Source organism: Rhodanobacter hydrolyticus, assembly GCF_044904645.1.
Map to the genome: position 1 here is coordinate 1,256,386 of NZ_JADIKK010000008.1, position 23,435 is coordinate 1,279,820.

At 66.8% G+C, this 23,435-nt stretch carries 20 protein-coding genes; 9 read left to right on the forward strand and 11 right to left on the reverse strand.

Annotated features, from left to right (window positions below; all coding sequences use genetic code 11):
- Nucleotides 1-268: 268 nt before the first annotated feature.
- Entirely contained in the window at nucleotides 269-1,300 is a 1,032-nt protein-coding gene (gene queA, locus ISP25_RS08370) for a tRNA preQ1(34) S-adenosylmethionine ribosyltransferase-isomerase QueA (protein ID WP_343227522.1), read from the reverse strand.
- A 100-nt stretch (nucleotides 1,301-1,400) separates the two neighbouring features.
- Between queA and ISP25_RS08375 the strand changes: the two genes are divergently transcribed.
- Complete coding sequence (locus ISP25_RS08375) at nucleotides 1,401-1,928, forward strand: PH domain-containing protein (RefSeq protein ID WP_404613143.1); 528 nt, start codon at nucleotides 1,401-1,403, stop codon at nucleotides 1,926-1,928.
- A gap of 45 nt (nucleotides 1,929-1,973) precedes the next feature.
- On the opposite strand, the gene ISP25_RS08380 is transcribed toward ISP25_RS08375, so the two are convergent.
- The 7 genes from ISP25_RS08380 to ISP25_RS08410 form a co-directional block, all read right to left on the reverse strand.
- On the reverse strand, nucleotides 1,974-4,397 hold the full coding sequence (locus ISP25_RS08380; protein ID WP_404613145.1) for a hypothetical protein: 2,424 nt from the start codon (nucleotides 4,395-4,397) through the stop codon (nucleotides 1,974-1,976).
- Between the two features lie 62 nt (nucleotides 4,398-4,459).
- Nucleotides 4,460-5,644, reverse strand: a complete 1,185-nt coding sequence (locus tag ISP25_RS08385) for a DUF3142 domain-containing protein (RefSeq protein WP_404613147.1) — start codon at nucleotides 5,642-5,644, stop codon at nucleotides 4,460-4,462.
- Nucleotides 5,645-5,723: 79 nt separating this feature from the next.
- On the reverse strand, nucleotides 5,724-6,326 hold the full coding sequence (locus ISP25_RS08390) for a response regulator transcription factor (protein WP_192154380.1): 603 nt from the start codon (nucleotides 6,324-6,326) through the stop codon (nucleotides 5,724-5,726).
- Entirely contained in the window at nucleotides 6,323-7,531 is a 1,209-nt protein-coding gene (locus tag ISP25_RS08395; RefSeq protein WP_404613149.1) for a sensor histidine kinase, read from the reverse strand. Before ISP25_RS08395 ends, ISP25_RS08390 begins: the two co-directional genes overlap by 4 nt.
- Complete coding sequence (locus tag ISP25_RS08400) at nucleotides 7,528-8,745, reverse strand: sensor histidine kinase (RefSeq protein ID WP_404613151.1); 1,218 nt, start codon at nucleotides 8,743-8,745, stop codon at nucleotides 7,528-7,530. Before ISP25_RS08400 ends, ISP25_RS08395 begins: the two co-directional genes overlap by 4 nt.
- A 20-nt stretch (nucleotides 8,746-8,765) precedes the next feature.
- Nucleotides 8,766-9,560, reverse strand: coding sequence for an ABC transporter permease (locus ISP25_RS08405; RefSeq protein ID WP_192154373.1), 795 nt, complete (start codon nucleotides 9,558-9,560; stop codon nucleotides 8,766-8,768).
- Nucleotides 9,560-10,468, reverse strand: coding sequence for an ABC transporter ATP-binding protein (locus tag ISP25_RS08410; RefSeq protein ID WP_404613153.1), 909 nt, complete (start codon nucleotides 10,466-10,468; stop codon nucleotides 9,560-9,562). The genes ISP25_RS08405 and ISP25_RS08410 overlap by 1 nt, the downstream gene beginning before the upstream one ends.
- A gap of 282 nt (nucleotides 10,469-10,750) precedes the next feature.
- On the opposite strand from ISP25_RS08410, the gene ISP25_RS08415 reads away from it, so the two are divergent.
- From ISP25_RS08415 to ISP25_RS08430, 4 genes are all read left to right on the forward strand, one after another.
- Nucleotides 10,751-12,247 (forward strand): aminotransferase class III-fold pyridoxal phosphate-dependent enzyme, encoded by a 1,497-nt coding sequence (locus ISP25_RS08415; RefSeq protein WP_404613155.1) that lies wholly within the window; start codon nucleotides 10,751-10,753, stop codon nucleotides 12,245-12,247.
- Between the two features lie 146 nt (nucleotides 12,248-12,393).
- Nucleotides 12,394-12,762, forward strand: coding sequence for a PsiF family protein (locus ISP25_RS08420; RefSeq protein ID WP_192154367.1), 369 nt, complete (start codon nucleotides 12,394-12,396; stop codon nucleotides 12,760-12,762).
- A gap of 252 nt (nucleotides 12,763-13,014) precedes the next feature.
- The gene (upp, locus tag ISP25_RS08425; protein WP_404613157.1) at nucleotides 13,015-13,653 is read left to right on the forward strand and encodes a uracil phosphoribosyltransferase; all 639 of its coding nucleotides are present in this window, start codon (nucleotides 13,015-13,017) and stop codon (nucleotides 13,651-13,653) included.
- Nucleotides 13,654-15,243, forward strand: coding sequence for a GMC family oxidoreductase (locus ISP25_RS08430; RefSeq protein ID WP_404613159.1), 1,590 nt, complete (start codon nucleotides 13,654-13,656; stop codon nucleotides 15,241-15,243). It abuts the gene before it with no gap.
- 7 nt (nucleotides 15,244-15,250) lie between these two features.
- Here the strand turns inward: ISP25_RS08430 and pip are convergent, their stop codons facing one another.
- Nucleotides 15,251-16,210, reverse strand: coding sequence for a prolyl aminopeptidase (gene pip, locus ISP25_RS08435; RefSeq protein ID WP_404613161.1), 960 nt, complete (start codon nucleotides 16,208-16,210; stop codon nucleotides 15,251-15,253).
- Nucleotides 16,211-16,359: 149 nt separating this feature from the next.
- Between pip and bla the strand changes: the two genes are divergently transcribed.
- A complete protein-coding gene (bla, locus tag ISP25_RS08440; RefSeq protein ID WP_404613163.1) occupies nucleotides 16,360-17,364 on the forward strand; it encodes a class A beta-lactamase in 1,005 nt (334 codons plus the stop codon).
- A gap of 4 nt (nucleotides 17,365-17,368) precedes the next feature.
- Here the strand turns inward: bla and ISP25_RS08445 are convergent, their stop codons facing one another.
- A complete protein-coding gene (locus tag ISP25_RS08445) occupies nucleotides 17,369-18,757 on the reverse strand; it encodes an FAD-binding oxidoreductase (protein ID WP_404613165.1) in 1,389 nt (462 codons plus the stop codon).
- Nucleotides 18,758-19,027: 270 nt separating this feature from the next.
- Between ISP25_RS08445 and serA the strand changes: the two genes are divergently transcribed.
- Together serA and ISP25_RS08455 are read left to right on the forward strand one after the other, a co-directional pair.
- Nucleotides 19,028-20,260: a phosphoglycerate dehydrogenase gene (gene serA / locus ISP25_RS08450; RefSeq protein WP_404613167.1), complete on the forward strand. Its 1,233-nt coding sequence runs from the start codon at nucleotides 19,028-19,030 to the stop codon at nucleotides 20,258-20,260.
- Nucleotides 20,261-20,372: 112 nt separating this feature from the next.
- On the forward strand, nucleotides 20,373-21,974 hold the full coding sequence (locus ISP25_RS08455) for a methyl-accepting chemotaxis protein (RefSeq protein WP_404613169.1): 1,602 nt from the start codon (nucleotides 20,373-20,375) through the stop codon (nucleotides 21,972-21,974).
- A gap of 221 nt (nucleotides 21,975-22,195) precedes the next feature.
- On the opposite strand, the gene ISP25_RS08460 is transcribed toward ISP25_RS08455, so the two are convergent.
- A complete protein-coding gene (locus tag ISP25_RS08460) occupies nucleotides 22,196-22,918 on the reverse strand; it encodes a hypothetical protein (RefSeq protein ID WP_404613171.1) in 723 nt (240 codons plus the stop codon).
- A gap of 98 nt (nucleotides 22,919-23,016) precedes the next feature.
- On the opposite strand from ISP25_RS08460, the gene ISP25_RS08465 reads away from it, so the two are divergent.
- Nucleotides 23,017-23,247 carry a hypothetical protein gene (locus ISP25_RS08465; RefSeq protein ID WP_404613173.1) on the forward strand — a complete coding sequence of 77 codons (231 nt, stop codon included), beginning with the start codon at nucleotides 23,017-23,019 and terminating at the stop codon, nucleotides 23,245-23,247.
- The last annotated feature ends 188 nt before the right edge of the window (nucleotides 23,248-23,435 follow it).

The window sequence follows — 23,435 nt, forward strand, 5'->3', positions numbered from 1 at the left end:
CTCACCGTTCGTCATTCCGGCGCAGGCCGGAGGAGCTCTACAACAGCGAAGCTGGTCATCCAGTGACGGTATGGCATGGATGAGCGTGATCGCTGCTGGATCCGGGCCTGCGCCGGGATGACGAGCAAAACCCTCGGTGCTTCACGCAGCTTTGGCTTTGGCTTTGCTCGTGCTGTTGTTTTTGCGCGCTGGAAACGCTGCTTTTCCGGGGCCCCTCGGCAGCGGCGAGGCGTGGACGATCAGGCCGCGCAACGGGCCATAGGGAAACTCAATCATCCCCCGGCAAGATCAACATCGCATCCCCGTACGAGAAAAACCGATACCGCTGCTCCACCGCATGCCGATAGGCATCCAGCATGAACTCCCGGCCCGCCAACGCCGACACCAGCATCAACAAGGTCGATTGCGGCAGATGGAAGTTGGTGATGAGGCCATCAATGCTGGTGATGCGGTAGCCGGGGAAGATGAAGATCTGCGTCTCGCCCGCGAACGGGTGCAGCTCGCCTTCCACTGTGGCGCTCTCCAGCGCGCGCACCACGGTGGTGCCGACCGCGAACACACGGCCACCGGCGGCACGGGTGCGATGGATCTGCTCGACGAGGCCTGCACCCACGTTGAGCCACTCGCGGTGCATGTGGTGCTCGCTGAGGTTCTCCGTGCGCATCGGCTGGAAAGTGCCTGCTCCCACGTGCAGGGTGACGTAGCCGAAACCCACACCGCGTTCGCGCAGTTGCGCCAGCAAGGGTTCGTCGAAATGCAGGCCGGCCGTGGGTGCGGCCACTGCGCCGGGCTCGCGCGCGAACACGGTCTGGTAGCGCTCCATGTCGGTGCTGTCGGCGTGGCGCTCGATGTACGGCGGCAACGGCATCTCGCCCAGCTTGAGCAGCAGCTTCTCCAACGATTCGGGTGCCTCGAAGCGCAGGCGGAAGAAACCTTCGTCGCGCCCAAGCACCACCGCATGGCTGCCGTCGGCCAGTTCGATGCGACCGCCTTCCTTCGGCTTCTTGCTCACGCCCAGCTGCACGGTGGCCTCGTGCGCGCCGGTGACGCGCTCGATCAGGATCTCCACCGCGCCGCCGCTTTCCTTGCGCCCGTACAGGCGCGCCGGCAGCACGCGGGTGTCGTTGAACACCAGCAGATCGCCGGGCCGCAGGAATCCGGGCAATTCGCGGAACATGCGGTCCTCGCGCCGGTCTTCCGCCACATCCAGCAGCAGCAGGCGGCTGGCCGAACGTTCGGCCAATGGCGCCTGGGCGATCAGTTCGGGCGGCAGGTCGAAATCGAAATCGGACTTTTTCACGGGGGGCGGGTTCGAAGCGTGCGACCGTAGATTATCGCGCAGGTGGGGCACGCAGGCGCGCCGGCTTGTCCACGCCACGCCGTGCGGCGAGAATCCGCGGATGCAAACAAGTCGACCTGCCGCGCCCTGGGGCACCTTTCTCAAGGGCATCTCGATCGCCGTCACCCTGCTCCTGCTGGGAGTATTCCTGCTGGTGGCGTACTTCGTGCCGGGCCAGACGCTGCCGAGGGTGCGCACCGTAGTCATGGTGCTGCCTACGTCGATCCTGCTGATCTCCCTGCTCTTCGTAGTGCGTGACTACACGGTGCACGGTGGCGTCCTGCACGTGCGCCGGCTGCTCTGGACGACGCGCGTGGCGCTTGGCGAATTGCGCGAGGCGACCATCGACCCGAACGCCGGCGCCGGTTCGATCCGTCTGTTCGGCAACGGCGGACTGTTCTCGTTCTCGGGCTGGTTCCGCAACGCCAAGCTGGGCCGCTACCGCGCCTTCGTCACCGATTGGCAGCAGGCCGTGGTACTGCGCGGAGATCTGTGCACCGTGGTGCTTTCGCCTGCCGATCCGTCCGGCTTAGTGCGCGACTTGCAGGCATCTGTCACACCAAAGGTGCCGCCGCGCACCCTCTCCTGACACGAGGCAGCGCGGCGCTTCCGCTCGAGGCAACCCCAACGGGCATCAGGCTGGAGCCTTGCCTCGCCGCCGGCGCACCAACAAGGTCACGACTCCCGCGACGACGAGCACCAGCCCGCCCAGCTCAAGCGGGAACCAGCGACGCACGGCATGCTTCACCGCGCGCACTTCCTGGGACCGCTGCAACGCACGGGCGCGGTTGAAATCGGGCTCTTCGCAATGGTCGCCAAAGTCGCTGGCCCAATCGACGTAGGCGCCTTGCTTCACATAGCGTGCGTAGTACGCATCGGCGCGGCGCCTGCGCTCGGAAATCCCCTTCGGTGCCGGCTGGCCATAATTTGGATAGTTGTCGTCGTAATCCGGCGGCCCTTGCTGCATCCAGCCCGTGGCCTGGCACAGCACCGCAGCGAACGCCTGCGAACGCGGCGGCAGCAGATCGGCCGCCTGCGAAGCCTCGTCCGCGGCGATGTAGCGATAGTGGAAGCGATAGTCGGGCCTGGCTACGCTCGCCGCGTAGCGCTGCCGTTCGCCATCGGTGACGTAGGCCTGCTTCAGCGAGTCGGGCGTCTGGCCACTGCCGTCCTGGAACGCACCGTCGCTGTCCTGAAAATCCGGCCCCTGCTGGTAACCCAGGATTTCCATGCCGTCCGTGCGAGCGATTACCGCAGCGGCGTACAAGGCTTGCGCCTTGCCGATGTCCGTCCATGTGCGTGCGGCCTGATGCATGGCATCGGCATAGGCGCGCGCCTTGCTGCGCAAGTTGGCGGCCTGCCTGTTGCCGGCGTCGTCCGTGAAGGCAATGCGCGGATCGTCGTCCTGGGGGAAATACACCAGGGCCTCGTCGTAACGACCCTCGCGCATCAGGCGGCGCGCCAGCAACCAGCGCAGGTTGTCAGCCAGGGGAAGCGAGCCGACCGTCTGCTTGTCGCCGGAAGGAACGGGGGACGCGGGTGCGTGCGCATCGACGAAATCTTTCAGCTCATCGACCGTCAGCACACGCTCGGCGACATAGGCGGCGTCGTTGCCATACCCCCTGCCCGAGCCATCGTCGGTGTATTCGTTGCCATCGCCGCCGGCCGCGGAAGCCGCGTCATACAAGTGCCCCATCGCCTCGACATAGTCGCCGCGCGCCAGCGCAAGCACGCCTTGCTCGCCCGTGACCAGGCGGACGTTCTCCGGCTCGATGGCGGCCCTCGGATCGTCCGCCTTCGGGAAGGCCTTGGCCGCGGCGGCGTAAGCCGCAGCCGCAGTCGCCAGGTCGCCCTTCTGCAGTGCGAGTTTCGCGCGCAACCATTCGGCCAGCGGGCCGGCCGAATGGTCCACCAGCTTGGCGGCCAGGTCGTAGTCGCCGATCTGGTAAGCGAGCGAGGCCAGCCGATCGGCTCCCGCGACATGGTCCAGGCCACGCTTCTCGATGGCCTGCACGAGCGCGACGAGGCGCGGGTCGGCCTTCGGCCTTGGGGCGCCGGCTACCGTGTCGTCGGATCCATCGCCGATCCGGGCCAGCGCGTAGGCGACCAGCAGGCGCTGCGGCACCGGGCTGTCGATCAGCGCCTCGGCAAGCTGCGGCTGGCGCAGGACGAAATCGGCCACCGCGGCGAGCGAGTTCACCGCGCCGTCGGATTGATGTCCCGCCTGCGCCGCGTACAGCGTGATCGCCTTCTTGAGGTCGTCCGGCGACAGGCCTGTGCCGCAGGCGGGGGCAGTGTCCTTGGCCGTGGCACTGGCCTCGCCACTGTCGTCACTGGATGTATCTGGCGACACACCATAGAGCTCAGCCCAACTGCACTGCGCGCCGTGGTCGTAGAGCCACAGCCGCGCTTCGTCGCCGAAACTGGCGACGGCCAAGCCCTGCGTGTCGGAAGCACCCTCCACCGCGCGCGTGCGCACAAGCTCGAAAGCCTTCGCGGCCGCCGTGCGCTCGTTCGCAAAAGCTGGGGCATCGGCTGTCGCGTCATGTGCCTTGGCGGCATGGATGCGGCCCAGCATGTATGCCGCCCAGGTGGCGCGCAGCTTCGCCTGCTCAGGCGGCAGAGCAAGCACCTGCTCGAAGCGCGCAGCCGCCTTGTCGGCATTGCCCTTGGCGTAGTCCACGGCACCGGCGGTGTAGAGGCGAAGGTCCTCCGGCAGATCCTTGCCCTGCTCGTAGGCCGCATCGCCGCTGTCCAGCGTGCGCAACGCCCTGGTGCTCGCGAGCTGCGCCACCGACACACCCAGCGATTTGGCTTCGGTCGCGTCGTCCTTTTTGGCGGGACCGGAGTCGTCTGGCGACGATTCGTCTCCGGCCAGCTTGTCCGTCGCCGGCAGCAGGCGCTGCGCCTCGAACGCGAAGCTGTTCTGCGGCACGGCCTTCAAGGTTGCGCCACGCCGATCAAGCAACTGGTTGGGGAACATCGGGCCGCACGCCCAGGCAACGGCGCCGGCAAAAGCCGCCGCCACGACGGCAGCGATCCATGTGCGCTTGAACATGGTTTCCCCTGACAGACGGGCACCCTCGGCCCGGGTCGCCCAATTATGTCGGAAACCACCCTTCACGAGCCGATGCGCAGCCCTGGAGCGACCTCGCAGCGCAACCATCCTACGGTCAGTTGCCGCCCCGCGCGAAGCACTCCAATCCGCGTACGTTGCAGAGACTGGCCACGGCCGTCGTGCTGCAATCCATAACCGTTGACGCCATCCGCCGCCATGCAGGCGCCGTCGACGCGAATCGACGGCGGCAAGGGCAGGTCGGCGTCGCCCTCATTGCGCAGCAGGACGTCGTAGCGACGCGGATCGTCCGTAGCGACGGCGACCACGGCCAGCGACGCACGCAAAGGCGCTCGGGCAAGCACGGCCTGCCAGCTCGCCTCGCTCCACGCCCGCACGTCGTCGCCAGTGGGCAGGCGGAACCACACGATGCCCGCGAGGTGGTCCGGTGCGTCCTGTTCCAGTGAAGCGACGAACCGCTGCATGGTCTGCGGATCGACGAAGAGTTCGTTGGAACGCTGGTCGCCCAGCAACATGGGACGCTCGCTTTCGATGGCGACCACGCGGCCGTCCTGATCCCAGCTCACTCGCGTGCCATAGGCGGGCAACGCCACGCGCCATGGTTTGCGCGTGTGCCGGGCGAAAGCGTCCAGCCACGCGCGCGCCACGGCAGGATCGAACAGGCCGGCGCGCGGCGACTGCACGGCATGCACCTGCAACACCGTTTCGTCGGCCTGCGCGAGCAGCTTGTCTAAGCCTGGGCTACCCATCCATGTCGGCAACGCCGTTATCGAGAGCTTCTCGCGCGGCAACAAAGACGGGTGCAACGACTGCAGGAAGTGCGCATAGGCAGCCAGGCGCGAGGTGGCGCAATCGTGATCGATCTCCACACCGGCGAACGCGATTTTCTGCTGCCGCCACAGCGCCAGCACCGCACGCACGTCCGCCAACAGCGTCGCTTCGTCCCAGTGCTGCAGTTGTCCCTCGATGCGCACCACCGCGACGACCGGCTTGCCGCTCGCCGCCAGTGCACGCCAGTCCGGCGCGAACAGGCGCCACTGGCCCTGTGCATCCATTTCGCCGGTAAGCACGCGCCATTCGCGCACCGATCGCCCATCGTCCGACAACGCGTGCACGAGCGCAGGCGTCCATTGCCGTTGCCACACATAGGCATCGTTGGCCAATGGCGTGGGTTTGCCGCTGCAGGCCGCCACGCAAGCTGCCAGCAGCAGCCACGCCAGTCGGTGCATTCGTCGGGATAGGGAGGCAATCAAGAGCGCGCTCGCCAGGAGTTCCGGACGACATTGCACCCGAACGCGTGCGCGCTTGCTACAACCAGCCCTTCTGGCGCGCCAGCCGGTATGCCTCGATGCGATTGGCCACGCCGAGTTTGCCGATGGCTTCGGAAAGGTAATTGCGCACCGTACCGTGCGAAAGATTCAGGGCGATGGCGATGTCGCCCGCGCTCTGTCCTTCGCCGGCAAGGCGAAGTACCTGGCGTTCGCGATCGTTCAGCGGGTCGGCCTCCGACCATGCCTCCAGCGCCAGCTGTGGATCGATGGCGCGACCGCCGCGGTGCACGGTGCGCAGGGCATCGGCCAGGTTCTCTGCGGGCGCGTCCTTGAGCAGATAGCCGGAAACACCGGCATCCAGCGCGCGGCGCAGGAAGCCCGGGCGCGCGAAGGTGGTGACGATGATGATCTTCATCGGCAACTCGTGCCGCTGGATGCGCTGCGCCAGTTCCAGGCCGGTAAGACCGGGCATCTCGATGTCGGTGACCAGCACGTCGGGCTTCAACCGTTGCAGCTCGCGCCAGGCCGCCTCGCCATCGCAGGCCGAGCCCAGTACCTCGATGTCGGATTCGAGGTTCAGCAGCGCCGACAACGCGCCACGCACCATGGCCTGGTCTTCGGCCAGCAGCACGCGGATCATGCCGCGTCTCCCTGGCTTGCCAGCGCCGGCAACAGGTGCGCATCCACGACAACGGATTTCGGCGCCGCGCGCGAGGGCACCTCGATGTCTAGCGTGGTGCCGCGCCGCACGGGCGAATCAATAGTGAGCGTGCCGCCCAACGAGCGCACGCGCTCGCGCATGCCGCTGATGCCGTTGCCGTGAGCGGCGAGGCCGCCCCGTCCGTTGTCGCTGATACGCATGTGGAACCTTTCCGTCTCGCATGAAAATGACACCCGCGCCGCCGTGGCATGCGCGTGGCGGTGGATGTTGGTGACCGCCTCGCGCAACACCAGCGCAAGCGACGCTTCGACCTCCGGCGGCAAACCGGCCAGCGCCAGCGTGCCCGCCTCGAACGCGATGTTCGAGGCTTCGAGCATCAGCCGCGCCGAGGCCAGCTCCGCCGTCAGGTCACTGCGGCGCATACCGGTGACCGCGGCGCGCACTTCGGCCAGCGCATGGCGCGACACGCGCTCCACTTCTTCCATCTCGCGCTGGGCGCGCGGCGGATCGGCCAGCGCCAGCTTGCGCGCCAGCTCGGACTTCAGCGTCACCAGCGACAGCGTGTGGCCGAGCAGGTCGTGCAGGTCGCGGCCGATGCGCTCGCGCTCGGCGAGCACCGCCAGCCGGCGTATCTCTTCCTGCGACAAGCGCAGCGCGGCGTCCTTTTCCTTGTTGATGCGCTCGACCAGCATGATCACGCTGATCACGATGACCGAAGCCGGCATGATCACCAGCACGCTGGTCGGATAGCCGATCCACCAGGCCAGTCCAAGCAAAGCCACGTTGAGCAGCACCAGCTGGAACAACTGGGCGCGCAGGCGCATCCGGCAATGATTCAGCATCACGCAGGCATAGACGAAATAGCTGAGGCCGCTCGGATACCAGCGCAGCAAGGCGAAGCACAACACCGCCATGGCCCAGGCATACAGGTACGCCGTGCGTTGCGGCGCCAGCTGGATCTTGGCGAAGAGCAACAGGAACAGGGGATAGGACGCGGCCGTGAACAGCAGCCAGGTCCGGGTGTAGCCCGCGGTGCCGTTATCGAACAGCGGCGTGATGAAAATCCACACCGACCACAACAGATGCACGCTGTCGGCCCACGGCGACTTGCCGCGCCGGATGTCGTCGGCCACGCCGGAATCCGGCGCGGGCGTGAACCAGCGGACAAGCAAGGCGGGAATCATGTGGCGTGCCGCATACAGGCGGAGACCGGCGCCTCGACCCTGGGCATGCCGACGGCATGTGCCGCAATCGTCGCCACGAGCGGCACCTGGACGTCCAGCCGCGTGCCGCCGCCCGGAGGCGAATCCAGCCGCATTGTGCCGCCCAGTGCCAGCACCCGCTCACGCATGCCGCGCAGGCCGTTGCCGGCGGCGTGGATGCCGCCGCGGCCGTTGTCCTCGATGCACAGCTGCAGGCCACCGTCCGTGCCGGTAAGCGACACCCGCGCCAGCGTCGCGCACGCATGCCGCGCAATGTTCGTCACTGCCTCGCGCAATACCAGCGCCAACGCACACTCGACAGGCTCGGGCAGGTTGAAGGCCTGCAGGTTCTGGTCGAGCTGCACGCCGGACGTGCGCAGCAACAGCGTGGCCGACGCCAGTTCGGCGGCAAAGCCCGCCGCGCGGATGCCGGTGACCGCCGAACGCACTTCCGCCAGCGCGTGGCGCGCCACCTCTTCGGCCTCGGCCAGTTCGCGCCGTGCCGTCTCCGGGTCGCGGTCGAGCAGCCGGCGCGACAACTCCAGCTTCATCGTGATCAGCGACAGCGTATGGCCGAGCAGGTCGTGCAGGTCGCGGCCGATACGCTCGCGCTCCGCGGTGGCGGCAAGCTGGCGGATCTGCTCGTGCGACATGCGCAATTTGTTGTTCTTGTCCCAGTTCATGCGCCCGACCAGCGCGCCGACGCCCGAGCTGGTGCACACGCCAACCAGGATCACGAAGGAGTACCAGTCCCAGTGCAGGAAGATGCCCTCCAGCACCAGCAGGGCCTGGATCACCCCCATCCTGATGGCGTTGGTCAGCCATGAACCTTCGTACGGCAACATCGCGCAGGCGAACACGGCGTAAGTCCACCCGGCGGGATTCCACGGCATCGACAGCGCGGTGAGTATCACCAGCGCACCGATATAGCCGCTCACCTCGGTGGTCGGCCGTATCCACGAGAGCAGGAAGAGCAGCAGGAAAAGTGGATAGCCCACTACCAGCGACCACCAGAAGCCCTGCCCCACATGCTGGAACAACGGGCCGAGAAACACCCAGAACGACCACAGCAGGTTCCATGCATAGGCCCAGGGCGAATGGCCCGCGGCGCGCATCGCCGCCGCGGCAGAACCGGGCGCCGGGTGCAGCCACGCAGGCCATTGCCTGTGGTCGGAACGGTGATCCATATCGCTCATGGCCGAATGCTACCGCCAGTTCAGCCGTACCGGCGCAGCTGCCGCACCGCCAATGCAAAGAACGCGGCGGCGAAGCCGGCCAGCACCAGCACGTGGGGCAGCACCGGCTCATGCACGATACCCGCCGCGACCAGCGCGATGCGGTCAAGGTGATAGCTCGGCCACACCGGCGCGAATTGCTGCAGGGTCTTGGGCAGCATCGACAGCGGGAACCACAGCCCTGACAGGAAGGACATCGGCAGATAGACCAGCTGCAGCATGCCGGGCGCGCCCTGCCCCTTGATCAAGGTGCCCACCAGCATGCCCAGCGCACAGAACGGCAGTACGCCCAGCATGCCGGTGGCGAGCAACGCCGCGACCTGCGCCGGTGCCAGCACCACGTGCGCGAGGCCCATGGCCATCGCCAGCAGCATCAGCACCACCACCGCGGCTGCGCCCATCGCCATCAGCATCTTGCCCAGCAGGTAGGCGCCCGGCGGCATCGGCAGCGCGCGCTTCCAGGTCAGCAAGCCGCCGTCCCGCTCCAGCGACAGCGACACGCCGAAGCCGAACAGGCCCGGACTCATCACCCCGAAGACGCTGTAGCTGGCCAGCAGGTAACGTGCTGCATCGGCGCCTTCGGACTTGCCCATCAGCACGCCGAACACCAGGTAGAACAATCCGGGAAACAGCAGGATGGGCAGCAAGAAGCCCGGTGCACGCATATAGCGCAGGCACTCGCTGCGCGCTTCGGCAAGGTAGGCGCCGAGCACGCGGCGCGGCGGCATGACGGAAGTGACGGCCGGCGATGCGGCGACAACGGCAACGGTGTTCATCAGGCGGCCTCCTGCTCGACGGTGGTTTCGCGGGTAAGTTCGGTGAAGGCCTCGGCAAGGCCCGCGCGCTGCACTTCCAGTTCGCTGAGGGCAGGATCGGCGTCGAGCAGCCGGCGCACCACCGTCTCGGCTTTGGCGGTGGCGATCCACAGATGGCCGTTCTCGCGCGTCGCGGATGCCACGCCCGACCATGCGGCGATCGCCTCCGCATCGAGGTCGCTCACGCAACGGATGCGGGTGAGCGCGACGCGCTTGCGCAGGTCGTCCACGCTGCCTTCGCTGAGCACGTGTCCCTGGCCGAGCACCACCACGCGCTGGGCCAGCGCCTCGGCTTCTTCGAGGTAATGCGTGGTGAGCACCACGGCGCAGCCCTCGGCGACCAGCGCGCGCATGGCCGACCAGAGCTTCTGCCGCGCATCGATGTCCATGCCCACGGTGGGTTCGTCGAGGAACAGCAGCTCGGGTCGTCCGCACAGCGCCAAGGCGAACTGCACGCGCCGCTGCTGGCCGCCCGAGAGCTTGCCGTAAGGCCGCAGCAACAGGTCGGCGACGCCGGCCAGCGCGGCGGTTTCGTCGAAATCACGCGGGTTCGGGTAGTAGCTCATCGTGAGTCGCAACAGTTCGCCCACGCGCAAGGTGGGCGGCAGGTTGGCGGCCTGCAGCATCACGCCGATGCGACGGCGTGCCTCGATGCGTTGCGGGTCGAGTCCGAACAGTTCGGCGCGGCCCGCATCGGGGCGGATCAGTCCCAGCAGCAGACTGATGCTGGTGCTCTTGCCGGCGCCGTTGGGGCCGAGCAGGGCCAGCAGTTCGCCTCGCCGCACGGCGAGATCCACGCCATCCAGCGCGGTTAGTGAGCCGTAGCGTTTCGCGGCGGCGGCGAGTCGGGCAACGATGGTGTCGGTCATGGCTTTTCCTCCGTGCTACACACAGTAGATAGCGGGCCCTGACAACCCCAGTCGCCGCCGTCAGCCATCGCGTGTGACAGGCGTCACCCGCCTGCAAGGTGTTGCAGTGCAAGGCGTTTTGCTGCAGCCAGGGGGTACCGGGCCACCTGCCCGGCAGGTTATCCTTAGGGTTCGTGGATGCGCGCTGCCGCCAAGCCGGATCACCCCGCCGCGCATCACGCAAAACACGTCGGCCTGCTTCGCGCTGGGTGCGGGGCGCCGACGGATTTCGAGGAGAGCACCATGGGTTTGATCGATCAGCTGCGCGAACTGCGCGAATTCGGCGGCAAGCTGCGCACCACCGGTCTGGACGACGCCAGCATCGAGCGCATGGCCGCAACCGACGCCATGCTGGGCGAGGCCGTGGCCGCCGCGGTGGCTCGCCACCGCGAACTGCGCACCGAGCTGGGCGATTTCCTGAAGCTGGACGAGTCTGCGCAACTGGCGCAGGCGCAGGCCGGCTTCGTCAACTTCTATCCCGACGACGCGATCAATCCCTACCTGCCGGCTGCCGCGCGCGGCCCGTGGGTTGTCACGCTGAAAGGCGCGGTGGTGCACGACAACGGCGGCTACGGCATGCTGGGTTTCGGCCACAACCATCCGGCCATCGAGGCCGCGCTGGCCCGCCCGCAGGTGATGGCCAACGTGATGACGCCCAGCATTGCGCAACTGCGCCTGGTGCAGGCGCTGAACCGCGAACTGGGCCAGAACCGCGGCAGCAATCCGTATGCGCACTACCTGTGCCTCAACTCCGGCTCGGAGTCGGTGTCGCTGGCCTGCCGCATCGCCGACGTCAACGCCAAGCTGATGACCGACGTCGGTGGCCGCTACGCCGGCCGCACCATCAAGCGTCTCGCGGTGAAGGGCGCCTTCCACGGCCGCACCGACAAGCCGGCGCTGTATTCCGATTCCTCGCGCAAGACCTACCAGCAGCACCTCGCCAGCTATCGCCACGAGGACAGCCTGCTGACGGTCGAGCCGTACAACATCGCCCAGCTCGAAGCCGCGTTCGCCGACGCCGACAAGCATGGCTGGTTCATCGAGGCGATGTTCCTCGAGCCGGTGATGGGCGAAGGCGATCCGGGCCGCGCGGTGACGCCGGAGTTCTACGCCACCGCACGCAAGCTCACCGAAGCGCACGGGACCCTGCTGCTGGTCGACTCGATCCAGGCCGGCCTGCGCGCGCACGGCGTGCTGTCGCTCACCGACTACCCCGGCTTCGAGAAGCTGCCCGCGCCGGACATGGAAACCTTCTCCAAGGCGCTCAACGCCGGCCAGTACCCGCTATCGGTGCTGGCGGTGAGCGAGCGTGCCGGCAACCTGTACCGCAAGGGCATCTACGGCAACACCATGACCGCCAACCCGCGCGCGCTGGATGTGGCGCTGGCCACGCTGGGCGAGCTCACTGACGGGGTGCGCGCAAATATCCGCGAGCGCGGCAAGGAGTTCGTGGACAAGCTCAACGCGCTGAAGGACGAGCTGGGCGGCCTGATCACCAAGGTGCAGGGCACCGGCCTGCTGTTCTCCTGCGAGCTGGCCCCGCAGTTCAAGTGCTACGGCGCCGGTTCCATCGAGGAATACATGCGCGAGCGCGGCATCGGCGTGATCCACGGCGGCGTCAACTCGCTGCGCTTCACCCCGCACTTCAACGTCACCAGCGCCGAAGTGGACCTGGTGGTCGCGCACGTGCGCCACGCCCTGCTGGAAGGCCCGCGCAAGAGCGAAAGCAAGGCTGCCTGACCGGCGTGATGCACACCAGCGCCCACCGCCGACCGAGCGGTGGGCGCCAAGCCTACGCCTGTCTTCCGCCGTTCAGCTTCAATGCTTCCTCCGCAGCGATAGACTGCGCACGCCGGCAGCCGCCGGTCACCTCGGGAGGAATCATCATGACCTTGCGTTTCAGCCAGATCGCCGCCTGCGCCGTGCTCGCCTTTGCCACCACCGTCGCGTTCGCCGCCACTCCGCAGGCAGCCACCGCCACCGGCAAGACACTCACCCCGCAGCAGCAGCGCATGAGCGACTGCAACAAACAGGCTACCGGCAAGAGCAGCGCCGACCGCAAGACCTTCATGAGCTCCTGCCTCAAGGGCGAAAGCGCCGCCGCGGCGCCGACCGCCAAGGCCACCCAGCAGGAAAAGATGAAGAGCTGCAATGCCGACGCCAAGACCAAGGCGCTCAAGGGCGCCGATCGCAAGACCTTCATGAGCTCCTGCCTCAAGGGCGATGCCGCCGCAGCTCCCGCCGCCGCGCACTGAAGCCGCCGCACCGTTCCATCCAAAGCGCCGCCGCAACAAGGCGGCGCTTTGTTTTTGCGATCATCCTTGATCGCGAGAATCAAACGGGCGGCCATCCATGGCCGCACTCTTCAGAAAATGCCGCCCGAAATCGCTCCATGCGATTCTTGTAGGTAGGCGCACCCTGTGTGCGAATGCTTTTGCTCTGATCCAGCATCAAAGCCATCGCGCACGGGTGCGCTCCTACGCGTGCTCCGCGGCTATGCTTGGACGATGAAAATCGTCGAAGTCCGCCACCCGCTCATCCAGCACAAGCTCGGCCTGATGCGCCGTGCCGGCATCAGCACCAAGGAATTCCGCGAGCTGGCCGGTGAAGTCGCCGCCCTGCTTACCTACGAGGCCACCAAGGATCTGGATACCGTCGAGGAGCACATCGAAGGCTGGGCCGGCCCCCTCGTGGTGCATCGGATCAAGGGCGCCAAGATCACCATCGTGCCCATCCTGCGCGCCGGCCTCGGCATGCTGCCGGGCGTGCTGGACATGATCCCCGCTGCCAAGGTCGGCGTGGTCGGCCTGCAGCGCGACGAGCAGACGCTCAAGCCCATCGCCTACTACGAGAAGCTCACCGGCCGCATGGACGAGCGCATCGCGCTGATCGTCGACCCCATGCTCGCCACAGCAGGCACCCTGGTCGCCACCGTGGACATGCTCAAGGCCGCCGGCTGCACGCGCATCAAGGGGCTGTTCCTGGTCGCCGCGCCTGAAGGCTTGAAGCGCATCGAAGCCGCGCATCCCGACATCGAGATCTACACCGCCGCGATCGACGAGCGGCTCAACGAGCACGGCTACATCCTGCCGGGGCTGGGCGACGCGGGCGACAAGATCTTCGGCACCAAGCAACTGCCGGGCTGAATGCGCGAACCCAGGGGAGCATTCGACTTCATCGTGGTGGGCGCCGGCCCTGCCGGTTGCGCCACCGCGACGCGGCTGGCCACGCTCAAGCCGGATGCCAGCGTGCTGCTGGTTGAAACCGGCCCGGCGAAAAGCGGCATGCGCTCGGACGTGCCGCTGGGCATCGCCACCCTGGTGCCATTCCGCAATGCGCGTAACTACAGCTACCGCACCGTGCCGCAGGCAGGCCTCGGCGGGCGGCGCGGCGTGCAGCCACGTGGACGCGGACTGGGCGGGTCCAGCCTGATCAACGCGATGATCTACACCCGCGGCCAACCCGAGGATTACGATGACTGGGCGCGGCTTGGCGCCACCGGCTGGGCCTGGCGCGACGTGTTCCCCTACTTCCTGCGCAGCGAGCACAACACGCGCGGCGCCGATGCCTGGCACGCCACCGGCGGCCCGCTGACAGTGAGCGATCTGGCCAGCCCCAGCGATTGCACCCGCGCCTTCATCGAAGCCGCTGCTCAATGCGGTCACTCCTTCAATCCGGATTTCAACGGCGCCAGCCAGGAGGGCGTGGGCGCCTACCAGGTGTTCCAGCAACATGGCCGCCGCTGGAATGCAGCACGCGCCTACCTCACCGCATTGGCACCGAAGAATCTCACCGTGCTCGCGGAAACCCCGGTGGCGCGGGTGGCGATCGAAGACGGGCGTGCCACCGGCATCGCCTGTGCGAACGGCGGCAGTTATGCCGCACGCGCCGAAGTGGTGCTTGCCGCCGGCGCCTTCGGCACGCCGCAGCTACTGATGCTCTCGGGCATCGGGCCGGCCGCGCACCTGCGCGAACTGGGCGTCGCGGTACATCGCGACGCCCGCGGCGTGGGTGCCAACCTGCAAGACCACGTGGATTTCGTCATCAGCCGCAAGGTCGACGACCGCGGCCTGTTCGGCACAGTGCCAGGCATCCTGCCGCAGGTGCTGCGCGCGATCGGCCCGTTCCGGCGCGGCACCGGCCTGCTTACCGGCAATGTGGCCGAGGCCGGCGGCTTCCTGCGTACGCGAGCGGAACTGGCACGGCCCGATATCCAGTTGCATCTTTGCATCGGCATCGTGGACGAGCACAGCCGACGCCTGCATGCCGCACGCGGCCTGTCATTGCACACCTGCGTGCTGCGTCCGCATAGCCGCGGCAGCGTGCGCCTCGCCAGCGCCAATGTGCGTGCGGCGCCGCTGATCGACCCGGCCTTCCTGAGCGATCCGCGCGACATGGAGACGCTGATCGCAGGTGTGGGCCTGGCCCGCCGCATCCTTGCGGCGCCCGCCTTCGCGCGCTACGCGGGGCCGGCGTTGTACGACGCCGAGACGGACGACGAAGTCCGCCTGCGCGAAATCATCCGCCGGCATGCCGACACCATCTATCACCCGGTGGGTACCTGCCGCATGGGCAGTGATGCGAATGCCGTGGTCGATCCCGAGCTACGCGTGCGCGGCGTGGCCGGCCTGCGCGTGGCCGACGCCTCGATCATGCCGACGCTGATCTCCGGCAATACGCAGGCCGCCTGCGCGATGATCGGCGAGCGGGCGGCGGAATTCCTCGCGTGCGGCTGATGCCTCCTCAGCTGCGACCGAAGCGATCGGTGGCTTCCACCAACTCATGGATATTGCCCGGCTCGAACGCCGAGTGGCCAGCATCCTGCACGATGCGCAGGTCTGCTTCCGGCCACGCGCGGTGCAGATCCCAGGCGCTGCGGATCGGGCAGACCACGTCGTAGCGGCCCTGCACGATCACGGCAGGGATCTTGCGGATGCGATCGACGTTACGCAGCAACTGATCGTCGTGCGCGAAGAAGCCGCCGTTGACGAAGTAATGGCATTCGATGCGCGCGAAGGCCAGCGCGAATTCGTCCTCGTCGTGCGCGCCGATGCTGGCCGGATCCTGCTGCAGGTAGCTGGTGGAACCCTCCCACACCGACCACGCCCGCGCCGCGGCGACGCGCACGGCCGGGTCGTCGCTGGTGAGGCGGCGATGGTAGGCGCTCATCAGGTCGCCGCGTTCGGCTTCGGGAATCGCCGCGAGATAGGTTTCCCAGGCGTCCGGGTACAGCGCGTCGCAGCCCTTCTGGTAGAACCACTCCAGCTCCCAGCGGCGCAGCATGAAGATGCCGCGCAGCACCAGTTCGGTGACCTTGTCCGGGTGCGTCTGCGCATAGGCCAGCGCCAGCGTGGAACCCCACGAGCCACCGAACACCTGCCAGCGGTCGATGGCCAGGTGTTCACGCACGCGCTCGATGTCGGCTACCAGATCCCAGGTCGTGTTCTCGCGCAATTCCGCATGCGGGGTGGATTGACCGCAACCGCGCTGGTCGAACAGCACAATGCGGTACACCGCCGGATCGAAGAAACGCCGACACTTGGGATTGGTGCCACCGCCGGGGCCGCCGTGCAGGAACACCACCGGCTTGCCGTCCGGGTTGCCGCACTGCTCGTAGTACAGCGTGTGCAACTCCGAGACCTTGAGCATGCCGCGATCGTACGGTTCGATTTCGGGGTACAGCGTGCGGCGTTCCTGCGTCATGGACATGCTCGGATTACTAACATCCCAAAAGGCTAACACGGCGACCCGAGGCAACGGACCGTGCGGCGCATTGTCCAGTCATGCACACGCTATCGCGCCGCCCTTTTCATCTGGGAAGCTGGTGCCTTCCTGCCAACCAGAGCCCCCGCATGCAACCCAAATACGTCCGCCTGCCTCGACTGCTCGCCCTTGTCCTCGCCTTCATCGCACCAATGGCCATGGCGACATCGCAACCAGCGGACGTCCATGCAGCGCTGCAAGGCAAGTTCGACGCGCTGTCCAGGCACGCGCAGCCCGGCGTGTTCGGTATCGTCGTGCTCGACCCGCAGAGCGGCGAGCGCTGGCGCGTCAACGCCGACCGCACCTACCCGATGATGAGCGTGTTCAAGGCGCCGGTCGCCGCTGCGGTATTCGCGCAGATCGACAGCGGCAAATTGTCGATGGAACAAACCGTCACGCTGACGCGTGCGGATGTGGTCGGCGGTTCCGCCGTGCAATCCATCGGCGCGCACTTCCATGGCGAACGGATGACGTTCACCGTGCGCCAACTGCTCGCGGCAGCCGTCAAGGACAGCGACAATACCGCCGTCGACGCCCTGCTGAAGCTGGTCCCGCCGCAGGAGGTCACCGCGTTCCTGCGCGCGCACGGCATCACCGGCATGCGCGTGGACATGGGCGAGGCCGGCTTCGACCGCGTGTTCGAACAATTAGCGCCCGGCCAGCAGCCGCCTGCGAACGAAACGGCACAAGCAGAGGAGTCGCGCCTGCAACGCGGCTACCGTGCCTATCTCGCCGATCCGCGCAACCGCACTACGCCGGATGCCGCCGCGGACTTCCTGCGCCAGTTGCAGCGCGGCGCCCTGCTCTCGCCGTCATCGACGCACGCCTTGCTCGCACTGATGCAGGCGCAGACGCAACCGAACCGCATGCGGCAGGGCTTGCCCCACAACGTGCAGTTCGCGGACAAATGCGGTACGTCCTACACGCTGGACGGGCTGACCGCCGCCTACAACGACATCGGCATCCTGACCTGGCCTAATGGCCACAGCGTGATCGTGGCGGCTTTCCTCACGACCTCGCCCGCCTCGAAGGCCGAACGTGATGCGCTGTTCGCCGTCCTGGCACGCACGGTCGCGGACACGCTGCATCCCTGAGCGTTCATTCCACCTCGAACAGCTTGCCCGGATTGAGGACGCCATTCGGGTCGAACACCTTGCGCACGCCGCGCATCAGCGCGATCTCCGCCGCGCTGCGCGTGCTGTCGAGGTAGGGCCGCTTGACCAGGCCGATGCCGTGTTCGGCGGAAATGCTGCCGCCGTGCTCCTTCAGCGTGGCGGCCAGCAGCTTGGTGACGTGCTCGCATTGCGCGATGAAATCCGCATCCGCCATGCCTGCCGGCTTGAGCACGTTGATGTGCAGGTTGCCGTCGCCGATGTGGCCGAACCACACCACCTCGATGTGCGGATACTCGCGCGCCAGCAGCGCCTGCATCGCGTGCAGGAAGGCCGGCACCGCGCCGATGCGCACCGACACGTCGTTCTTGTACGGCTTGTACGGCGCCAGGCTCTCGGTGATGCCCTCGCGCAGCCGCCACAGCGCGGCGGCCTGGGCCTCGCTCTGCGCGATCGTGCCGTCGACGATCCAGCCCTGCTCCATACCTTCGCCCAGCACCGCCAGTGCGGCGTCCTGCGCGGCTTCGTCCGGCGCGTCGAACTCGGTGACCACGTAATACGGATGCTCGCCGTCCAGCGCGCGCTGCGCGCCATGCGCCAGCACGTGTTTCAGCGCCACGTCGGTGAAGAATTCGAAAGCCTGCAGCGAGAGCTTCGCGCGGAACAGACCGAAGACCGCCAGCACCGCGTCCATGTCGGGCAGCGCCAGCAACATGGTCTGCGCGGGCGGCGGTGGATCGGTGAGCCTGAGCGTGGCTTCCACCACGATGCCCAGCGTGCCTTCCGAGCCGATCAGCAGTTGGCGGAAGTCGTAGCCGCTGGAGTTCTTCACCAGCGCACGGTTGAGGTCGAGCAGCTCGCCATTACCGGCCACCACCTTGAGCCCGGCAATCCACTCGCGCGTGTTGCCATAGCGGATCACCCGGATGCCGCCGGCATTGGTAGCGATGTTGCCGCCGATGGAGCAGGAGCCGCGCGCGGCGAAGTCCACCGGGTAGATCAGCCCGTGTTCGCGCGCCGCCATATGCACCGCCTCCAGCGGCATGCCCGGCTGCACGGTGAGCGTGCGGTCGGCGGCGTCGAAGCCCAGCACGTGGTTCATCCGCTCCAGGCTCAGCACTAGCTCGCCGTTCGCCGCCACCGCACCGCCGGAAAGCCCGGTACGACCGCCGGAGGGAACCAGGGCCACACCGTGCTCATTGGCCCAGCGCACGATGCCCTGCACTTCCTCCACCGTGGCCGGCAGTGCGACAGCCAGTGGCGCAGGCGTCCAGCGACGCGTCCAGTCGCGACCGTAATGCTCGAGGTCGCCGGGCTCGGAAAGCAGGCGCAGCCCGGGCAGGCGGCGGGCGAGATCGTCCAGGGTGGTGCTCATGAGGTCTCCGTTGGATTATCAGGAGCCTGCGCGGCAAAAATCATCCGGGCTGCACAGCTCGCCGTGCGGTGCATATTTCCGCCGCTTCTTGGCCCATAGAACCACTACGGGCCGGCGAACCGTCGAAAATCAGCCTTCGCACCGCAGGCTTTTCGCCTCGGATGTTTCCACCACGCAGGCTCCTTGCGTGGCGTTCGGACGTCCAAACGGCGACGTGCTGCGTTGCCGCAATTCTGGCATAGTAGCAGTTCATTTCGCGCCGGAGCCCCCATGAAGACCTCGTTCCCTCGGCAAGACATCAAGGTGCTGCTGCTGGAGGGTGTGAGTCGCACCGCGGTGGAGGTTTTCGAGCGGGCGGGCTACAGCAACATCGAATACCACCTGAAGTCGCTGCCCGAGGCGCAACTGCTGGAACGCATCGCCGACGCCCACATCGTGGGACTGCGCTCGCGCACCCAGCTCAGTGCCGAAGTGCTGCGCCACGCCAAGCGGCTGATCGCGGCGGGCTGCTTCTGCATCGGCACCAACCAGGTCGACCTGGGTGAGGCGGAGCGGCTGGGCGTACCGGTGTTCAATGCGCCCTACTCCAATACGCGCAGCGTGGCCGAGCTGGTGATCGCCGAGGCCATCATGCTGCTGCGCGGCATCCCGCAACGGAGCGCGCAATGCCACCGCGGCGGTTGGAGCAAGTCCGCCGCCGGCAGCTACGAGGCGCGCGGCAAGGTGCTGGGCGTGATCGGCTACGGCCACATCGGCACCCAGGTGGGTGTATTGGCCGAAGGCCTGGGCATGCGCGTGATCTTCCACGATGTGGAGACCAAGCTGGCGCTGGGCAACGCGCAGGCCGCGGCCAGCCTGCACGACCTGCTGCAGCGCTCCGACGTGGTGACCCTGCACGTGCCGGAAACGCCGGCCACTAAGCTGATGTTCGGAGCGACGGAAATCGCCGCGATGCGCAAGGGCGCGGTGCTGATCAATGCCTCGCGCGGCAGCGTGGTGGAGATCGACGCGCTGGCCGAGGCATTGCGCTCCGGGCACGTCGCCGGCGCCGCGGTGGACGTGTTTCCGGTGGAACCCAAGGGCAACGACGATCCGTTCGTCTCGCCGCTGATCGGCCTGGACAACGTGATCCTCACCCCGCACATCGGCGGCAGCACGCTGGAGGCGCAGGACAACATCGGCATCGAGGTCGCCAGCAAGCTGGTGCGCTACAGCGACAACGGTTCCACCCTGTCCGCGGTGAACTTCCCCGAAGTGTCGCTGCCGGAACACCCGAAGAGCCGGCGCCTGCTGCACATCCACCGCAACGTGCCTGGCGTGCTGTCGCGCATCAACGAGCTGTTCTCCGCCGGCAACATCAACATCGACGCACAATTCCTGCAGACGGACGCGGAGGTGGGCTACGTGGTGATCGACGTGTCGGCCGACGAAATCCAGGCCAATGCCTTGAGGGACAAGCTCGTGGCCATCCAGGGGACGTTGCGCACCCGAGTGCTGTACTGACGACGCGCCGCCGTCTGGCAGCGCAGGGCCTGCCACCCATGCCGGGGGCGATGCTCAAGCCGCAGCTTCGATCTGCCGATAGCCAAGTGTCCTGTCCAGCTTGGGTATTGCCATGACGTTCCGGTTACGCGACTTGCGCATCGCCCTGCGGCTCGGCCTGCTCGGCTTCGTGATGCTGGTGGCCACTGCCGTGGTCGGCTTCGGCGGGTGGCAGGGCCTGGAACGCACCCACGAACTGCAGATCCGCGCCACCCACACCGCCACCGCCTTCGCTGCCGCCGTGGACACCGCGCGCGTGGCCCAGGTCGATTTCAAGAAGCAGGTGCAGAGCTGGAAGGACACCCTGCTGCGCGGTGCGACACCCGAGGCATTCAAGAAATATCACGACCAGTTCGGCACCAGCAGTCAGGCCGTGGACCGCGACCTTGCCTCCCTCAAGCAGCAGATGACCGCGCTCGGACTGGACAGCCGCGGCGTCGACGCCGCACTGTCTACCCATGCCGAGCTGCAGAAGCGCTACGAGGACGCCCTGCAGAAGTACAACGGCAGCAAACCGGAAAGCGTGCACGTGGTGGACGCTCTGGTGGCCGGCATGGATCGCCCGCCCACCGACGCCATCGATGCGCTGGTGGCCGGCATGAAAGACCAGGCCGCGGCCGAGGGCCGCAGCATCGACGCGGAAAGCGAGGACGCCTACCGCGGCGCCTGGCACCTGCTGGCGGCGGTGGTGTTCTGCGCGCTGGTTGCCTGCACGCTGCTGATCTGGCTGCTGGCATACAGCATCACCATGCCGATCCATCGCGCGGTGAAGATGGCCGAGGCCGTGGCCGACGGCGACCTGCGTACGCGCATCGAATCCGCCAGTCGTGACGAGACCGGCCAGTTGCTGGCCGCCCTGGATCGCATGAACCGTCAGCTGCTCCAGGTCGTCGGTACGATCCGCAAGGGTTCGCACGAGATTTCTTCCTCCACGAACCAGATCGCCAGCGGCAACCACGATCTTTCTTCGCGCACCAGCGAGCAGGCTGCGGCGCTGGAGGAAACCGCCGCGTCGATGCAGGAATTCACCGAGAGCGTCAATGCGAACGCCATGCGTGCGCAGCAGGCCGCCCAGTTGGCTGCCGGGGCATCCAATGTGGCGCGCGAGAGCGGCGCCGCCATGAGCGAGGCGGTCAAGGCGATGGAGCGCGTCCAGGACGTCTCCGGCCGGATCAACGAGATCACCGAAACCATGGCGAAAATCGCGACCCAGACCCATATCCTGGCGATCAACGCATCCGTGGAAGCGGCCCATGCCGGCGAGGCCGGCAAGGGGTTCAACGTGGTGGCATCCGAAGTGCAGTCGCTGGCGCGCAGCTCGCGTGCGGCATCCGACCAGATCCGGGCGTTGATCGAGGAATCGATATCCATCATCGACGGCAGCACGCAGAGGATCGGTCATGCCGAAGCTATGGTCGGCAAGCTGCTCGGAAGCGTGGACGAGGTCGTCGATACCGTCAATTCCATCGCCCTGCAAAGCCGCGAACAGGCGACCGGCATTCAGCAGGTCAACCAGGCGGTGAGCCAGATGGACGAAGTCACGCAGAGCAACGCGGCGCTGGTGGAGGAAGCCGCCGCTGCGGCCGAGGCCGTGCAGTTGCGTGCCGGATCGCTGGTCAGGAGCGTGGCCTTCTTCAAGGTGGACGAAGAAGAGGAGCTGGCGGAAGCCGCCTGAACTACCGGGCGGTGCAACGCCCGCCCCTCCTATCCAAGCGCCTGCTCAAGGCATCGCTACGGCCTGCTCCGTTGGCTTTGAGCTGACGCCGCGGGTGCTCTCAAGCCCTGTGCGAACGCCCCGGACGAGCTCTCGTCGGGGAGCGCGTTGCGCAGCCGTGCATCGCATCGAAAACGGATTCGGACGACGCGCCTTCCGGCATGCTGCAACAGGGTTGTCGCTCAGCTGCCCGTGCGTTTCGAAGCTTTCACCGTCATCTTGCGGGTAGCCGGCTTCTCCACCGCTTTTTTCGCCGCCCCCTGCTTTGGCGCCACCGCCGCGCGTTTGCGCGTACTGGTGGCGTGCCGCCGCTCCACTTCGTGCTGCTCGCGGAAGGCGGCGGCATAGGCCTTCAGTTCGTCCTTGAGCTTCGCGCCCAGCCCGGGCGTGTGCTCCATATGTTGCTCCATGCGCTGCAGCAGGTCGTAGTCGTGGTAGTCGCGGTAGGGCTTGAGGTCGAGATCGGAGGGCACCTTCTGCAGCCGTTCGTCGCCGATGGACTTCACGTATTTCTGCATGAAGCGGTCGTAGGCCTTCCAGGTAACGCGTTGCGCGTTCACGGCGGCCTCCTCGGCACGGGTGGCAATCTGGTGGGCGTGGAGGTAATGCAGGCCGAGCTGGTCGATCAGGGTCTTCTCGACTTCCTCGTGCAGGATCAGAAAGCGATCCACATCAATGATGCGGCCGCGGAACATGAAACTCTTCGGCAGATGGCGGTCGATGTAGATGGTCTTGCCGTCCCGGCTGTAGCCGGCGAGATAGGGAATGTCGTGTTCGCGGTCGAACTTCTTCACGCGGCGCAGGATCGCGTCCAGCGCACGATCCATCATCAATGCCGAAACGTACCAGTCGGGCGCCTTGAGCTTCTCGTGCGGCGCGTTCGGGTGGCAGCTGTTCGACGACATGCGGCATCTCCTGTGGATGGACCCGTGGCCGCAGCCTACCCGGCCCGCACTGCAATTTCCTGCGCCTTCCGCAACGGATACCACGACCCACGGCAGACATGCCCGATGAAGCGAACTGCGCCAGCACATTGCCGCAGCGGCAGACCACCGAGCCGTCATCCGACCCTAGTGTCGATGAAGCGAGCCGCCATCCTGGGGATCCAAGGTACTTGCAACCGCATTTCTTTCGTTTATATTCGAAAAACATCAGTTTGCTTTCCTTTTATTCAAATCCGGCAATAAAACCGCCGCCGAGAAAAGAAATAAAAGAAATCATGCATGAGCCATGAGGGAGCGAGTCCATGTTTCGAAACATCAGGATCCAACCGCCGCGTGGCCGGTCGCAGCGAAGCAGCGGCTCACGCCTCGCCGTCCAATCCCGCCTCTCAGTCTGTTCAATGCCTACCGACAGCCAGCGTGGCCCTGCCGCGGCGGCTGGGCCACGGCACCTGATGCGGCGCCTGGCTGGCGGGCAGAT

Excerpts from the sequence above, each read along its gene's own strand:
- ISP25_RS08415 (WP_404613155.1), top strand. The coding sequence starts at position 10,751 with ATGGGTTTGATCGATCAGCTGCGCGAACTGCGCGAATTCGGCGGCAAG.
- ISP25_RS08410 (WP_404613153.1), bottom strand. The coding sequence starts at position 10,468 with ATGACCGACACCATCGTTGCCCGACTCGCCGCCGCCGCGAAACGCTAC.
- ISP25_RS08420 (WP_192154367.1), top strand. The coding sequence starts at position 12,394 with ATGACCTTGCGTTTCAGCCAGATCGCCGCCTGCGCCGTGCTCGCCTTT.
- ISP25_RS08445 (WP_404613165.1), bottom strand. The coding sequence starts at position 18,757 with ATGAGCACCACCCTGGACGATCTCGCCCGCCGCCTGCCCGGGCTGCGC.
- ISP25_RS08430 (WP_404613159.1), top strand. The coding sequence starts at position 13,654 with ATGCGCGAACCCAGGGGAGCATTCGACTTCATCGTGGTGGGCGCCGGC.
- ISP25_RS08375 (WP_404613143.1), top strand. The coding sequence starts at position 1,401 with ATGCAAACAAGTCGACCTGCCGCGCCCTGGGGCACCTTTCTCAAGGGC.
- ISP25_RS08395 (WP_404613149.1), bottom strand. The coding sequence starts at position 7,531 with ATGATTCCCGCCTTGCTTGTCCGCTGGTTCACGCCCGCGCCGGATTCC.
- ISP25_RS08405 (WP_192154373.1), bottom strand. The coding sequence starts at position 9,560 with ATGAACACCGTTGCCGTTGTCGCCGCATCGCCGGCCGTCACTTCCGTC.
- bla (WP_404613163.1), top strand. The coding sequence starts at position 16,360 with ATGCAACCCAAATACGTCCGCCTGCCTCGACTGCTCGCCCTTGTCCTC.
- serA (WP_404613167.1), top strand. The coding sequence starts at position 19,028 with ATGAAGACCTCGTTCCCTCGGCAAGACATCAAGGTGCTGCTGCTGGAG.
- pip (WP_404613161.1), bottom strand. The coding sequence starts at position 16,210 with ATGACGCAGGAACGCCGCACGCTGTACCCCGAAATCGAACCGTACGAT.
- ISP25_RS08465 (WP_404613173.1), top strand. The coding sequence starts at position 23,017 with ATGCCCGATGAAGCGAACTGCGCCAGCACATTGCCGCAGCGGCAGACC.
- ISP25_RS08390 (WP_192154380.1), bottom strand. The coding sequence starts at position 6,326 with ATGATCCGCGTGCTGCTGGCCGAAGACCAGGCCATGGTGCGTGGCGCG.
- upp (WP_404613157.1), top strand. The coding sequence starts at position 13,015 with ATGAAAATCGTCGAAGTCCGCCACCCGCTCATCCAGCACAAGCTCGGC.
- ISP25_RS08380 (WP_404613145.1), bottom strand. The coding sequence starts at position 4,397 with ATGTTCAAGCGCACATGGATCGCTGCCGTCGTGGCGGCGGCTTTTGCC.
- ISP25_RS08400 (WP_404613151.1), bottom strand. The coding sequence starts at position 8,745 with ATGAGCGATATGGATCACCGTTCCGACCACAGGCAATGGCCTGCGTGG.
- ISP25_RS08455 (WP_404613169.1), top strand. The coding sequence starts at position 20,373 with ATGACGTTCCGGTTACGCGACTTGCGCATCGCCCTGCGGCTCGGCCTG.
- ISP25_RS08385 (WP_404613147.1), bottom strand. The coding sequence starts at position 5,644 with ATGCACCGACTGGCGTGGCTGCTGCTGGCAGCTTGCGTGGCGGCCTGC.
- ISP25_RS08460 (WP_404613171.1), bottom strand. The coding sequence starts at position 22,918 with ATGTCGTCGAACAGCTGCCACCCGAACGCGCCGCACGAGAAGCTCAAG.